This window comes from Amycolatopsis sp. NPDC021455 (genome assembly GCF_040640995.1).
Lineage (GTDB): Bacteria > Actinomycetota > Actinomycetes > Mycobacteriales > Pseudonocardiaceae > Amycolatopsis.
In genome coordinates this window covers 1-14024 of record NZ_JBFACT010000117.1, presented here as the reverse complement: position 1 = coordinate 14024, position 14024 = coordinate 1, and the positions used below count along the sequence as shown (strand labels likewise).

12 protein-coding genes, 1 rRNA gene and 1 pseudogene are annotated in these 14024 nt (G+C 71.8%); 3 read left to right on the top strand and 11 right to left on the bottom strand.

The window, feature by feature from the left end; all coding sequences use genetic code 11:
* Positions 1 to 73: 73 nt before the first annotated feature.
* The 3 genes and pseudogenes from AB0G28_RS47690 to AB0G28_RS47680 form a co-directional block, all read left to right on the top strand.
* Positions 74 to 547 (top strand): annotated as a pseudogene (locus AB0G28_RS47690) (aspartate/glutamate racemase family protein); the annotation flags it as partial.
* 145 nt (positions 548 to 692) lie between these two features.
* Positions 693 to 1964 (top strand): alginate lyase family protein, encoded by a 1272-nt coding sequence (locus tag AB0G28_RS47685; RefSeq protein ID WP_361105753.1) that lies wholly within the window; start codon positions 693 to 695, stop codon positions 1962 to 1964.
* Between the two features lie 102 nt (positions 1965 to 2066).
* Positions 2067 to 2495, top strand: coding sequence for a peptidase inhibitor family I36 protein (locus AB0G28_RS47680; RefSeq protein ID WP_361105750.1), 429 nt, complete (start codon positions 2067 to 2069; stop codon positions 2493 to 2495).
* 18 nt (positions 2496 to 2513) lie between these two features.
* Here AB0G28_RS47680 and AB0G28_RS47675 read toward each other — a convergent pair whose 3' ends face one another.
* From AB0G28_RS47675 to rrf, 11 genes are all read right to left on the bottom strand, one after another.
* Positions 2514 to 3464: a copper transporter gene (locus AB0G28_RS47675; protein WP_361105747.1), complete on the bottom strand. Its 951-nt coding sequence runs from the start codon at positions 3462 to 3464 to the stop codon at positions 2514 to 2516.
* Positions 3461 to 4645 (bottom strand): putative cytokinetic ring protein SteA, encoded by a 1185-nt coding sequence (steA, locus tag AB0G28_RS47670; RefSeq protein ID WP_361105744.1) that lies wholly within the window; start codon positions 4643 to 4645, stop codon positions 3461 to 3463. Before steA ends, AB0G28_RS47675 begins: the two co-directional genes overlap by 4 nt.
* 98 nt (positions 4646 to 4743) lie before the next feature.
* Positions 4744 to 5919 (bottom strand): DUF1266 domain-containing protein, encoded by a 1176-nt coding sequence (locus tag AB0G28_RS47665; protein ID WP_361105741.1) that lies wholly within the window; start codon positions 5917 to 5919, stop codon positions 4744 to 4746.
* On the bottom strand, positions 5916 to 6902 hold the full coding sequence (locus tag AB0G28_RS47660; RefSeq protein ID WP_361105738.1) for a zinc-binding alcohol dehydrogenase family protein: 987 nt from the start codon (positions 6900 to 6902) through the stop codon (positions 5916 to 5918). Before AB0G28_RS47660 ends, AB0G28_RS47665 begins: the two co-directional genes overlap by 4 nt.
* A gap of 67 nt (positions 6903 to 6969) precedes the next feature.
* Positions 6970 to 8751, bottom strand: a complete 1782-nt coding sequence (gene recN, locus AB0G28_RS47655) for a DNA repair protein RecN (RefSeq protein ID WP_361105756.1) — start codon at positions 8749 to 8751, stop codon at positions 6970 to 6972.
* A 71-nt stretch (positions 8752 to 8822) separates the two neighbouring features.
* Positions 8823 to 9746 (bottom strand): NAD kinase, encoded by a 924-nt coding sequence (locus tag AB0G28_RS47650; RefSeq protein ID WP_361105735.1) that lies wholly within the window; start codon positions 9744 to 9746, stop codon positions 8823 to 8825.
* A complete protein-coding gene (locus tag AB0G28_RS47645) occupies positions 9743 to 10570 on the bottom strand; it encodes a TlyA family RNA methyltransferase (RefSeq protein ID WP_361105732.1) in 828 nt (275 codons plus the stop codon). The genes AB0G28_RS47650 and AB0G28_RS47645 overlap by 4 nt, the downstream gene beginning before the upstream one ends.
* 5 nt (positions 10571 to 10575) lie before the next feature.
* The gene (locus AB0G28_RS47640; RefSeq protein ID WP_361105729.1) at positions 10576 to 10773 is read right to left on the bottom strand and encodes a hypothetical protein; all 198 of its coding nucleotides are present in this window, start codon (positions 10771 to 10773) and stop codon (positions 10576 to 10578) included.
* A gap of 17 nt (positions 10774 to 10790) precedes the next feature.
* Positions 10791 to 11756: an HAD-IIA family hydrolase gene (locus AB0G28_RS47635; RefSeq protein ID WP_361105726.1), complete on the bottom strand. Its 966-nt coding sequence runs from the start codon at positions 11754 to 11756 to the stop codon at positions 10791 to 10793.
* Complete coding sequence (locus AB0G28_RS47630; RefSeq protein WP_361105723.1) at positions 11749 to 13839, bottom strand: hypothetical protein; 2091 nt, start codon at positions 13837 to 13839, stop codon at positions 11749 to 11751. The genes AB0G28_RS47635 and AB0G28_RS47630 overlap by 8 nt, the downstream gene beginning before the upstream one ends.
* Positions 13840 to 13936: 97 nt before the next feature.
* Positions 13937 to 14024 (bottom strand): 5S ribosomal RNA (gene rrf, locus AB0G28_RS47625); the annotation flags it as partial.

The window sequence follows — 14024 nt, the reverse complement described above, 5'->3', positions numbered from 1 at the left end:
GACAGCATCGCCCGGCTGATGGACGGGTTCGTCAGTGCGCACCCGATCATGACAAACGTCATCACGATCGTGGCACGGCCGCGAGGGCGCGCGCGAGCTGCTGGACGTCCCGGTCGTCGACATCACCGAAGCCGCCGCGCACCTGGCGTGCCTGCTCGGCCGCCGCTACGGCGTGGTGACCACTTTGGACCGGACGTGCGGGCTGATCGAGGACAGCCTGCACGCCGCGGGCGTCGCGCAGAACTGCGTCACGGTCACCGGCGCCGGGCTCGGCGTGCTGGAACTGACCGACGAACGCCGGACCGAGTCGGCCTTGCTCACCGCCGGACGTCGCGCGCGCGACGCCGGCGCCGAGGTGCTGGTACTCGGCTGCGCCGGGATGACCGGCCTGGACCGGAAGATCGCGACGATGCTGGACATCCCCGTCATCGACGGCGTCGCGGCCGCGGTCAGGCTCGCGGAGTCGCTGGTGGCTCTGGGGTTGAAGACGAGCCGCGCGGGGTCGTACGCGAAGCCGTTGGACAAGCGCCGTACCTGGTCTGGTTGACACTCGCCGCCCCGCCCGGTCAGAATCCCCGCAGCCGTACCGCCGCCCGGTGACGAGTGGGGAATTTGACGTCCCCGAAAGGGCGGTCGACGTGCGAAGGGTTTTGGGCACGCTTGCGTTGGCGGCAAGCATGATCCTGGTCCCGGTGAGCGGGACGGCGGTGGCCGCGTCCCCACCGCACACCACGGATTCTTTCGGGGGTCCGGGTGGCGGAGCCCCCGGCCGGGGCGAAGCCCCGCACACCATTGTCACCGACGGCGCCAAGCTCGCGAGCATCCGGCAGGCGATCCGTAGCGGCCACGCGTCCGCCGTGCAACGCGACGCGCTGAAAGTGGTCCTGGACAAGGCGAACACCGCGCTGACGGCCGGACCGTGGTCGGTGATGGACAAGCCGTCCGCGCCGCCGAGCGGCGACAAGCACGACTACATGAGCCAAGCACCGTACTGGTGGGCGAGCCAGCCGAAGACGCCGGAGAACCCGCAGGGCTGCCCGTACGTCAGCAAGGACGGCCAGCGCAACCCGGAGGCGGACGCGATCACCGACCACACCTACCGGATGTGGGCCTGGGACGCGATGTACTACCTCTCGCTGGCCTGGTACTACACCGGCGACGCGAAGTACGCGAAGCGCGCGGCACTGGACATCCGCACGTGGTTCCTCGACCCGGCGACCAAGATGAACCCGAACATGACGTACTCGCAGCTCATCCCGTGCAAGAACACCGTCAGCGGCACCGGGATCATCGACTCCACGCAGTCGTTCAGCCAGCTGATGGACGCGTTCGCGCTGCTCGACGGCGGCGCGCCCGGCTGGACCGGCAAGGACCGCTCCGGCATCAAGGCGTGGCTGACGCGGTACCTGGACTGGATGCAGACGAGCCCGCAGGCCAAGCTGGAACTGGCGGCCACCAACAACCACGGCACGTTCCTCGACATGCAGAACGCGACGATCTCGGCGTACCTGGGCAAGCGGGACGCGGCGCGGAAGATCGTGCTCGACGCCGAGCAGAAGCGGTTCCCGGTCCAGTTCGCCGCCGACGGCAGCCAGCCCCTGGAGCTCTCGCGCACGATGTCGTGGCACTACGTCAACTTCAACCTCACGGCGTGGGGCCGCATGGCGGAGGTGGGCAAGAACCTCGGCATCGACGTCTGGAAGTACCGCGCTTCGAACGGCGTGACGTTGCGGAAGGTCGTCGACCAGCTGATCCCCGGCGCGCTGCACGGCGCGGAAGCCTGGCCCCACCAGCAGATCGGCGTGTTCGACCAGTCGATCGCGGCGGACATCTTCCACGCGGCGGCCGAGGAAGCCCACGACACCGACGCGGCGGCGGCCCTCAAGCAGATGCCCCTGCCCGCGGGCGGCGACACCTGGCCGGTGCGGGTGTCCTGTTTCCCGCTGGACCCGCCGCTGAAGTGACTCGACCGAATGGGTGATCATCGCCGCCGATCCTCAACCGGGACGAGGGCCCGGGTGTTACAACGAGGCGCCCACTGCACCACAGCGATTCGGGAGGTCACTTTGGGAACCACGGGAAAGCGCCTCGTCCAGGTGTTGCTCGCCACGGGCGGAGCCGTCGCTTTGCTCGCCACTGCCGCGCCCGCGGCCAGTGCGGCCGTGGCTCGCAACGGCATCTGCGAAACGGACGAATTCTGCTTGTACTACGGTCTCGGCGAAACCGGATCGGTGTCGGACTTCAGCGGGTCGATCCCGAACTACGGCGACACCCAGCCGGACTGCTACGAGTTCAAAGGACCTGGCGCCGGTCAGGGGCTCTGCGTGAAGAACAACGCCCGATCGGCGAAGAACAACACCAGGCGCTACGTGGTGAAGGTCTACTACAACAGCAGGTACGGCGGCTCCAACGTCACCTACAACCCCGGCGGCGCGGGAAATCTGGGTCCTCTCACCCAGGAGAACGCCTCGCACCTGTTCGAGCCGGTCAGCTGAACCAGGCGCCGGCCGGGGTCAGTTCCCGGCCTGGGCGGTGACGCCCGGCGCCGGGGCCTGCGCGTTGCCCGCGATGCCGTAGCGGCCCGCGCCGCCGTCGAGCTGTTCCTTCAGCGCCAGCACCGTGCTCACCCGGCCGGCCGAGCTGTCGACGTTGTCCACAGTGGACAGGATCGACGTCGCCGAGGTGTCCGCGCGGACGACGCCGAGCGCGCCGGTGCCTTCGGCCGAACCGGCGTCGCCCGCCAGGACCGTGCCGGCGCCGGAACGGTCGAGCTGCGTCGCGAAGCGGGCGATCGTCGCCGCGCGGTCGCCCGCGCCGTCGCCGGTCGCCTGGGCGCCCGTGAGCACGATCGCCAGCTGGGCGGGCTTGACGTCCTGGCCCGCCTTGACGAACCCGCCGTCGGTGAGCCCGCCCAGTGCCGCCGCCAGTTCCTCGCCCGAGGACTGCGGCTTCGCCGTGGTCTTGTCCAGCAGCAGCACCGAACCGAGCAGCGCGCCGGCGAGCGTGCCGGTGTCGCCCGCGGTCGGGAACTTCGAGCCGGCCGGCTGCAGCCGCGTCACGACGTCGCGGAGCTGGTCGGCCTTGTCCGGGTCGGCGAACGCCGCGGTCAGCTGGACCTCGCCGGTCACCGCAGCACCGGCCTGGCCGATCAGCGCCTTGAGCGCGTCGCGGTCGGCCGGGCGCGCGTCCTCCGTCGTCACGAGCACCACCGACCGCTTGTCCAGCGCGCCGGCGACGACCTTGGGACCCATCGAGCCGGCGAACGCGTCCGCGTCGGCCAGCCGGGCGTTGAGCGCGTTGCGCTGCGCCTGCAGGTCGGCGACCTGGTTGCCCAGGTCCGTCTTCTCCCCCGCCAGCCCGGACAGCAGCGTGCCGTTCAGCGCCGTCGAGCCGAGCACGACGCCGACGGCCAGCGCCAGGAAACAGGCGGCGATCGAAACTACGTGGTAGCGCAGCGAAATCACGTGAACAATCCCTTGCCCCAGGCGAACAGCGAGTTCCAGGTGTGCCGGAGCCAGTCGACGTAGACCGAGCCCACGTCGGACACCAGCAGGGCCGCGGCGACCACCACGACCGCGGCGAGCACGAGCAGGACCACCGCGCCGATCGACACCCGGCTGCGGTGCAGCGTCGCCACCGCCTTGCCGTCGACGAGCTTCGTGCCGAGCTTCAGCCGGGTCAGGAACGTCGACGGGTTCGACCCCGACCGGCCGTGGTCGAGGAACTCGCGCAGCGTCGCCTGGAACCCGACCGTGACGACCAGGCTCGCGCCGTGCGCGTCGGCCAGCAGCAGCGCCAGGTCTTCGGCGTTGCCCGACGCCGGGAACGTCACCGCGCCGATGCCGAGGTCCTGGATCCGCTCGACACCGGGCGCGTGTCCGTCGGGCTGGGCCGGCACCACGACCTCACCGCCGCCGCGCAGCGTGGCGGTGCCGATGCCGGTCGGGTCGCCGACGACGACGTCCGGCTTGTACCCCTGGACGCGCAGGGTGTCGGCGCCCGCGTCGACGCCGATCAGCACCGGGCGGTGCTCGGCGACGTACTTCTTGAGCTTCTTCAGGTCCTCGGCGTGCCCGTTGCCGCCCGCGACGACCAGCACGTGCCGGTCGCGGATCGGCACCTTCAGCTCGGGCACGCCGACGCCGTCGAGGATCAGGGTGCGCTCGCGCCGCAGGAACTCGATGGTGTTCGCCGAAAACGCTTCCAGCTGTGTCGACATCCCGGCCTTGGCCTCGATCATCTGGTCGGCGACGCTCTCGGCGGTCTGCTCGATCCCCGAGGCGATCTGCCGCTCGCCGACGTACACGACGCCGTCGAGCAGCCGCAGCTTCGTGCCGTCCTTCACCGAACGCAGCAGGTCGCCGCCGACCGAGTCGACGAGCGGGATGCCGGCCGCGACGAGGATCTCCGGGCCCATGTTCGGGAACCGGCCGGAGATCGACGGCGACGCGTTGACCACGCCCGCGACCTCGGCCTCGACCAGGGCGTCGGCCGTCGCGCGGTCGAGGTCCAGCTGGTCGAGCACGACGATGTCGCCGGGACTGATCCGGCGCAGCAGCTCCCGGGTGCGGCGGTCGACCCGGGCGACCCCGGTGATCCCCGGGAGGGGTTCTTGGTTCCGCGTGAGCAGGCCCGTGAGCTTCATGTGGCCGATGGTGACAAATTTGCTCGTGGGACGACGCACGCCACGCCGAAGCCACAGTGACTCGTTGTGGTGAGCCCCATCGCCATCCCCCGTGCGGGTCAGGCGTCGGATTCCTCCGAAAGCGATCCGAAACCGAGGTTCAGCCAGGGGCTCGCTGGGTCCTGAAGGAGCTGGTGATGGACGCGCACGGCCGCGGCGTACCACTCGCCGAACTCGTCTTCGTCGCCGTGCAGCAGCCGTCCCATGACGTACCCGGCGGACAGGTCGGCCCATGACTGGTGGTAACGGCGGGCGAGGGCGCCGGCTTCGAGCACCATCAGCTCGGCGGTCAGCGCGTCGCAGTAGCCCGCCGCCAGTCCGCCCCGGGCGATGGCGACCGCGCGGCCGACGTCCCAGGACAACGTCGTCGTGACGAAATCATCGCCGTCGAGCAAGCCGTCGGCGCGGAACCGCTGTTCGTAGCGGGACACCCGGCGGACGGTGTGCCGCAGCTCGGCCACCTGGTCCGCGGCGTCGTTCTCCTCGCACCACCGGTCCGCCAGCCCCGCCCACGTCACCGGGTCGAACTCGCCGCCCGGCAGGCCGTATTCGGCGGCGAACCGCAGCCGCAGCATCAGCGCCAGGTTGCCGGGCGTCAGCGCGTAGCCGTCGCCGATCAGGCTGGCCATGGTCGTGCGCCAACCGGGTGGGTCGGCGACGCCCCACCAGTCGCGCAGGGTCCGCACCTCGGCGACGTAGTCGTGGTAGCGGCCGTCGAGGGTGTTCCACGGCGCCGCGTTGAGCACCGCCAGGTGCGCGCCGCAGGCCAGCGCGTGCGCGATCGGCCCTTCGAGGTGCCCGTAGGGCGCGGTGATCAGCCGCTCGACCTGCTCGTCCAGCGGCGTGACGTCGTCGAGGTGGGCGTCGAGCCACGGCTGCAGCGTCGCCCCCGGCAGCCGCCATTCGGCGCGGGTGCCGCGGTTGAACACGACCCGCTCGTGCCGCCCGACGCCGTCGACCGCCCAGTCCAGCGCGCCGCTCATGGCCACGACGTCCGGGCCGAGGTCCGGCAGCGCGCCGCGGGTGAAGACCTGCAGGAACTCGTCGCCGCCGGTCTCGAAGTAGACGTTGGGGAACGTCTCCGCCCGCTCGTCGAGGATGCTCCGGGCGTCCACCCGCCGGATCGGCACGAACAGCTCTTCCCCGGCGAGCAGGCCGAGGTAGCGGTCGAGGTCGCCGTCCCGCCGGGCGGCGGTGAGCTGGGCTTCGACGTCGGCGGGCGGCGGCAGGATCACGGGGCGGCTCCCTCCGCTCGGCCGGTCAGCACGACGAGCTTGCCCGCCGTCCGGTTGTGCTCCAGGTCGTCGTGCGCCTGCCGGATTTCCGCCATCGAGTAGACCTTGGCCGGGCCGAGGCTCGCTTCGCCGGCGGCGATCCGGTCGAGGTGGCGCTGGAGGACGGAGGCGGGCAGGTCGTCCGCCTCACCACCATAAGCGGTCAACCGCACCCCGGCGGGAAGGTAGCCGATCGGATAGAAGTTCGAGATCGTCCACTGGTTGGACAACATGCCCGCGAAGCAGACGGTGCCGTGCACGCGGGTGGCCTTCAGGGTGTCCGGCAGGGTCGGCGTCCCGACCAGTTCGAGAGCCGCGTCGACGCCGTCCGGGACGATCTTCCGGACCTGCGCGGCGATGTCGCCGTCGTCGAGGAGCGGGTGGTCGACACCGTGCTCGGCCAGGATGTCCAGGCGGTCCTGCTGCCGAGTGGTGGCGAAGACGGTGGCGCCGAGGTCTTTCGCCAGGGTCGCGGTGGCGAAGCCGAGGGCGGACGTGCCGCCGCGGATCAGCAGCGCCTGGCCTTTCCGGAGGTCGAGGCCGGTGGTGAGCGAGCCGTACGCGGTCTGCAGCGTCTCGGGGACCTGGCCGATGACTTCCCACGGCAGCTCGCTGCGGAACGGGATGACCTGACCTTCGGGCACGAGCGTGTATTCGGCGTAGCCGCCGTCGAAGGTGCGGCCCATGCCGCCCATCATGGTGACGACCTGCTGCCCGGGCTCGAAGTCGCCCCCGGCGTCGACGACGCCGACGGCCTCGATGCCGGGCACGCGCGGGAACGTGACGCCTTCGGCCAGCCCGAGCCGGGTGTGCAGCTCGGAGCGGTTGATCCCGAACGCCCTGACGGCGATCCGCACCCAGCCGGGCTTCACCTCGGGCAGCGGAAGGTCGGTGAGTTCGAGGTTTTCGACGGGACCGGGTTCCCGGAGTACCACCGCGCGCATCCTGGGTCCTTTCTTCGCAAGCAGCTGCCACGACAACTGCTTGCACGAGAAGGTTATTCCCAGGAAACTACTTCTTCTTCGCCGCGCGCTTCTTCTTCGGCTCGAACTCCGTCTTGTCCTTCTCCGCGGTGGCCAGCAGCTCCTCGGCGTGTGCCCGGCCCGTCTCGTTGTCCATGCCGGCGAGCATCCGAGCCAGCTCGGAGACCCGGTCGGTCTGGCTCAGGGTCTTGACGCCGCTTCGCGTGACCCCGCCGGTGTGGCCCTTGTCCACCACCAGGTGCTGGTCGGCGAAGGCCGCGACCTGCGGCAGGTGCGTGACCACGAGGACCTGGTGGGTGCGGGCCAGCCGGGCCAGGCGGCGCCCGATCTCGATCGCCGCGCGGCCGCCGACACCGGCGTCGACCTCGTCGAACACCAGCGTCTGGACCGTGTCCGCGTGCGCCAGGACCACCTCGATCGCCAGCATCACCCGCGACAGCTCACCGCCCGAGGCGGCCTTGTGGACCGGCAGCGGCGGTGCGCCGTCGTGGGCGCGCAGCAGCAGCTCGACGTCGTCGACGCCGTCCGCGCCCGCGTGCACCGCGCGGCCGTCGATGGTCAGGGCGTGCGTGTCGCCGTGCTCGGCCGGACGCTGCTCGACCGTCACCTCGATCGCGGCCTGGCCCATCGCCAGGCCGGACAGCTCACGGGTGATTTCGGCGGCCAGCTCGGCCGCCGCCTTCTCCCGCGCGGCCGACACCTCGGCCGCGTGCGCGGTCAGCTGGACCGCGAGCTGGTCACGCCGCATCGCCAGCTCGGCGAGCGCCTCCTCCGACGTGTCCATGGTTTCCAGCCGGCGCCGGGCGTCGTCGGCCCAGGCGAGCACGCCGTCGACGTCCGCCGCGTACTTGCGGGTCAGCCGCTTGAGGTCGGCCTGGCGGGCCAGAACCTTCTCCAGCAGCGCCGGGTCGGCGTCCAGCGTCTCGACGTAGTTGCCCAGCTCGGCGCCGACGTCGGCGAGCAGCACCGACGCCTCTTCCAGGCGGGGGGCCAGTTCGCGCAGCACGGAGTCTTCGGACGTCGACAACCGCCGCAGCGCTTCGGAGACCAGGCCGGCCGCGCCCGGGGCGTCCGGGTCGCCGTCCGGGGACCCGGACACCGCGATGTGCGCTTCGGTGGCGGCCGCGCGCAGCTCGTCGACCGCCGCGAGCCGCTTGATCTGCTCGGTGAGCTCGACGTCCTCGCCCGGTTCGGGCGCGACGGCGTCGATCTCGGTGAGGCCGTGCTTGAGCAGGTCGGCCTGCTGGGCCATCTCCCGCGAGCGCGTCGACCGCTCGGTCAGCTCGGCGATCACCGCCAGCCACTCGGACCGGATCTCCTGGTACGCGGCCAGCGGCTTCGCCACGGCGTCGCCGGCGAACCGGTCGATCACCGCGCGCTGCTCGGCCGGGCGCAGCAGCCGCAGCTGGTCGTTCTGCCCGTGGACCGCGATCAGCTGTTCGGAGAGCTCCGCGAGCACCCCGACCGGCACGGAACGGCCACCCAGGTGGGCCCGGGACCGCCCGTCGACGGAGACCGCGCGCAGCGCGATCACACTGCCGTCCTCGTCGACGTCCGCGCCCGAATCGGCGACGATCCGCTCGGCGCCTTCGACGCCGGAGTAGGTGAACCGCCCTTCGACGAACGCCTTCAGCATTCCCGTCCGGACCTTGGACACCTCGGCGCGGCCCCCGGACAGCAGGTGCAGCCCGGTGACGACCATGGTCTTACCGGCACCCGTCTCACCGGTCACGACGGTGAAGCCCGCGTGCAGTTCCAGCAGGGCGTCCTCGATGACTCCGAGGCCCTGGATGCGCATCTCGGCCAGCACGCCGCCTACGGTAGCGGCCACCACCGACACTCTGCGCGCGCGGGCACCCGGCGAGTCGCCGATATGTTCGATTATTCGGGTCGGGCGTGCCGTTCGCGCCAGCTCTTCACCGGCAGCGAGAACTTCTGGACCAGGCGGTCGGTGAACGGGCCGTCCCACAGGCGGACCAGCCGCACCGGGATCTTGCCGCAGGTCACGCGCACCCGCGCCCCCGGCGGCAGGTCGAGGGGCCGGGTCCCGTCGCAGGTCAGGACCGCGGGCGAGCCGTCGGGGTCGATCCCGACGGTGATCACCGAGTCGCGGGAGACGACCAGCGGGCGCGAGAACATCGCGTGCGCGTTGCTCGGCACCACCAGCAGCGCCTGGACGTCCGGCCAGATGATCGGGCCGCCCGCCGAAAACGCGTACGCCGTCGAGCCGGTCGGTGTGGCGCAGAGCACACCGTCGCAGCCGAAGGCCGACACCGGACGGCCGTCGACCTCGATGAGCGCGTCCAAGACCCGTTCGCGGGTGCTCTTCTCCACGCTGGCCTCGTTGAGCGCCCAGGTTCGGGCGACCTCTTCGCCGTCGTGGGTGACCGTGACGTCGATGGTCATCCGCTCTTCGACCTGGTAGTCGCCGTCGACGACACGCTGCACGGTGTCGGCCAGCGCGTCCGAGTCGGCCTCGGCGAGGAAGCCCACGCGCCCGAGGTTCACGCCGAGCACGGGTACCCCGGCGGGGCGCGCCACCTCGGCCGCGCGCAGCAGCGTGCCGTCACCGCCGAGGACGAAGACCAGCTCGACGCCGTCGGCGGGGTTGTCTTCCGGGGCGACGACGGTGCACCTCGAGCCGACGCCGTGCTCGTCCGGGTTGATCAGCGCGCAGACGTCCTCCTCGATCACCCGGATCCGGATGCCTGCCTTGGCGAAGCGCGCCGAAACCTCGCGCGCGGCCTCGCCCGTCGCTTCGCGATCGGGGTGCACCATGAGGAGCACTTCACGTTCGGTGGTCATGCGGGCCCTTCCTCGACGGCGGTCCGGACGAGCCGCTCGGCCTCTGTCCTGTCTACCGCGTCCACAGTGGACTCGGCCACGTTTTGTTTGGTCAGCCAGACGAAGTACTCGACGTTCCCGGACGGGCCGGGCAGCGGGCTCGCGGTGACCCCGCGCAGGGCGAGCCCGAGTTTCGCGGCCTCGTCGATGACGCTGAGCACCGATTCCGCGCGCAGCTCCGGGTCGCGGACGACGCCACCGCTGCCGAGGCGGTCCTTGCCGACTTCGAACTGCGGCTTCACCATCGGCACCAGGTCGGCGCCTTCGCGCGCGCAGGCGGCGAGCGCGGGCAGCACGAGCTTGAGCGAGATGAAGCTCAGGTCCCCGACGATCAGGTCAACCTGGCCGCCGAGGTCGTCGGGCGTGAGGTTGCGAACGTTGGTGCGGTCCATGACCACCACCCGTTCGTCGGTGCGGATCCGCCAGTCGAGCAGGCCGCGGCCGACGTCGGCGGCGATCACGGTGGCGGCGCCGTTGCGGAGCAGGACGTCGGTGAAGCCGCCGGTGGACGCGCCGGCGTCGAGGCAGCGCTTGCCCTCGACGCTCAGGTCCGTGAACGCTTCCAGGGCACCGAGGAGCTTGTGCGCGCCACGGGAGGCCCAGCCGGGGTCGTCCTCGTCCTTGACGACGATCGGGGCGTCGGATTCCACGCCGGTGGCGGGCTTGGACGCGACCATGCCGCGGACGGTGACCTTGCCGCCGGTGATCAGGGCCGACGCCTGCTCGCGCGACCGGGCGAGGCCGCGCCGAACCAGTTCCGCGTCGAGGCGGGCCCGCTTGGGCACGCCGATCAGACCTTGTCGATGCTGGACAGGGCGACCGTCAGCTCGGTGTGCACGGCGTCGAAGCGCTCGACGTGCTCCGCGAGCGGCAGCGCGTCCAGGTCGTCCAGCCCGGCGACGGCTTCTTCGATGCCGGCGCGCGGGTCGGTCTGCTGCGAGAACGAACCAGGCGGCGGGCCCGGGACGGGGAAGGGGTGGTCCTGCACAGTGCAAACGGTATCAGTCAGGACAGCCGCGCCTTGGCTCGCGCGCCGAGTTCGGTGACGCCCGTCTCCCAGGCCGTGTGGCAGAGCGCGCGGAGCAGATCCAGGTCGTCGCCTTCGCCGTCCGCCGTCAAGGTCTGGTTCTCGACGGTCACGGTCCAGCCCGGACGCGGTCCGATCTTGAGGTCTTCGGCCGCTTCGGTGAGCGCGGTCAGGTCTTTGGCGAGGTAGGTGCCGCGCTCGGCCGGGATGGCCTCGATCAGCTGTTTCGGCGTCGCGACACCCGACAGCACGACCAGGGAGTCGATGCCCGCGGCGACCGCGCCGGCGATGTCGGTGTCGAGCCGGTCGCCGACGACCAGCGGCCGTTCCGCGCCCGCCGACCGCGCGGCGGTCTCGAACAGCAGCGGTTCCGGCTTCCCGGCGACCAGCGGTTCGACGTCGGTGGCGGTGCGCAGCGCGGCGACCATCGAGCCGTTCCCGGGCAGCAGGCCGCGCTCGCTGGGCAGCGTCGCGTCGACGTTGCAGGCGATCCAGAGGGCACCGGCGCGGATGGCGAGGCAGGCCTCGGCCAGCGCGGCCCAGGTGTTGTCGGGCGAGTGCCCCTGCACGACGGCCTGCACGCCCGGGGCATTCTCCCGCACCGGCTTGAGTCCCGCCTGCGTCACTTCGGCGGCGAGTGACTCGGTGCCGACGACGAGGACCTCGGCGCCGGGCTCGAGCCGTTCTTTGAGCAGTTGCACGCCGGCCTGGGCGCTGGTGTGCACCTCGCCGGCGTCGGCGGGCATGCCGAGGCCGGTGAGGTGCGCGACGACCTCGCCGGGTGCCTTGGAGGCGTTGTTCGTGACGAACCGGACGGGCGTGCCGTGCTCGCGCGCGGCCCGCACCGTCTCCGGGGCGCCCGGGATCACCCGGGTGCCGTGGTAGACGGTGCCGTCGAGGTCGAAGAGGACCGCGTCGTAGGCCGCGAGCAGGGCGTCACTCATCGGTCTTTTCTTCTTCGTTGGTCAGGTCGGCGGCCCGCTCGGCGGCGTCGGTCTCGTCCTCGGCATCGGCCTCGGCCGCGTTGAGGAACCACTGGACGGCCTCCTCCTTGCGCCCGGCGGCCAGGAGGTTGTCGGCGTAGGCGTAGAAGAGCCGCGCGCTCCACGGGTCGCGCTTCTCGGGCTTGAGATCGTCACCCTGCAGCGAAACCACGGCGGCGTCGATCTGCCCGAGGTCCCGCCGCGCACCGGCCGCGACGATCGCGAGCTCGACCTGAACGGCCTTCGCCAGCTTCGCGGTGTCGACCTCCTTCGCGAGGTCGAGGGCCCGCTCGGGGCGCCCGAGCGCCCGCTCGGCGTCGGCGATGATCGCGATGTGGTCGTCGGTCCGGGTCATCCGCCGGACGGCCCGCAGCTCGGAGAGCGCCTCGGACCAGTTGCCGGCGTGATAGGCGACCAGGCCGAGGGCTTCGCGGACGATCGGGACGCGCGAGGCCTTGGCCTTGGCGTACTTGGCGTGTTCGAGAGCGGCCTCGGGATCGCTGTCGATCAGCCCCCCGGCGGCGACGAGGTGCTTCCCGACGGTCTCGGCCAGCCCCTTCGGCAGCGTCCGCAGCTCGCGGCGGGCGTCCTCGTCGAGGTCGGAGAACTCGATGTCCTCGGGGAGTTCGGGGGCTTCGAGGAGTTCCTTGGCGAGGGCCTCGTCGTCGAGCGCGGTACCGACCTTGGGCCGGGGATCGCGGCGCGGCCGTTCGTCCCGGCGGTCCTTGCGGTCCCGGTCCCTGTTGTCCCTGTTGTCCCGAGCGGCGGGCCGGCTGTCGTCCCGACGCTGGTAGCTGCTGCCAGTGCGCTCGCTCCGGTTGTCCCGGCTGTCGCGGCTGTCGGTGCCACGGTCGTTGTCGCGGCGCTGGTAGCCGCCACGCTCGTCCCGGCCACGGCGGTCGCCACGGTCATCGGAACGGAAGCCACCCGACCGGGCACCACGGTCATCGTCGCGCCGCCGGTAACCACCGCGGTCGCTTCCGCCGCGGTCGTCGTCCCGCCGCTGGTAGCCGCCACGGTCGCGGTCGTCGGAGCGGAAACCACCCGACCGGGCACCGCGATCGTCATCTCGCCGCTGGTAACCGCCGCGGTCGCCGCGCGAATCGTCACGACGGTCACTTCCGCCGCGGTCATCCGAACGGAAGCCACCCGAGCGGGCACCGCGATCGTCGTCCCGGCGCTGGTAGCCACCCCGGTCGTCGGAACGGAAACCACCCGACCGCGCGCCGCGGTCGTCATCTCGCCGCTGGTAGCCACCACGGCCGCGGTCGTCGGAGCGGAAACCACCCGACCGGGTCCCGCGGTCGTCGTCACGCCGCTGGTAGCCGCCGCGGTCGCCGCGCGAATCGCTGCCGCCGCGCCCCCGGTCGTCCGAACGGAAACCACCCGTCCGGGCGCCGCGGTCGTCGTCACGCCGCTGGTAGCCGCCGGTGCGTGTGCCGCGGTCGTCGTCGCGGCGCGCGGAACCGCCGCGGTCCTCCCAGCGGGGCTTGCGGTCGCCGTAGGAGGACTTGCCCTGCGGGCGGCCGCCACCCGGGCGGCCACCGCGGTCGTCGTAGCCGCGGCCGGACCGGCTGTCCGAGTTCTCGTACCGGCCGCCGGAACGGTTGCCGCCGCGGTCCTCGAAACGGCCACCCGAGCGGCCGCCCCGGTCCTCGTTGCGGCCGCCGCCGGAACGGTTCGGACCGTCGGAGTACCGGCTGCCACCGCCCGGCCGGCCGCCGGAGTCGCGGTTGCCGTACCCGCCGCGGCGGTCGTCGCGGTCGCCGAAGTTGCGGCCGCCGTCACGGCCCTGACCTGCGTATCCTCCGCGCTGGTCGCGGTCGCGGGGACCGTCGCCGCTGCGGAAGGGCTTGCCGCCGCCGCGGACGCCGCGGTCGTCACGGCGAGGCCGTCCCTGGTGACTGTCGCGGCCGCCGCGGTCCTGCCGCGCTCCGCGCCGGTCACCCCGGGGTGCGTCCGACCGGCCCCGGGAGCCTTCGTCCCGGCGTGCCGACCGGCCGGACCCATCATCGCTTGAGTCTCGTCGACCGAACTCGGACACCTGGCCTCCTGCCGTGGAAAAAATCTTGTTCTGGACATACGCGTACGGCCCGCTAGGGCAGCCAACTGGCTATCCTAACGGGCCGTACGGAAGGTAAGTTCGGCGGTGTCCTACTCTCCCACAACCCTTCGGTTGCAGTACCATCGGCGCTGTCAGGCTTAGCTTCCGGGTTCGGAATGGGACCG

Bases quoted from the DNA above. Each gene is read 5' to 3' on its own strand.
- AB0G28_RS47635 (WP_361105726.1), bottom strand. From the start codon at position 11,756: ATGAGTGACGCCCTGCTCGCGGCCTACGACGCGGTCCTCTTCGACCTC.
- AB0G28_RS47650 (WP_361105735.1), bottom strand. From the start codon at position 9,746: ATGACCACCGAACGTGAAGTGCTCCTCATGGTGCACCCCGATCGCGAA.
- steA (WP_361105744.1), bottom strand. From the start codon at position 4,645: ATGAAGCTCACGGGCCTGCTCACGCGGAACCAAGAACCCCTCCCGGGG.
- AB0G28_RS47660 (WP_361105738.1), bottom strand. From the start codon at position 6,902: ATGCGCGCGGTGGTACTCCGGGAACCCGGTCCCGTCGAAAACCTCGAA.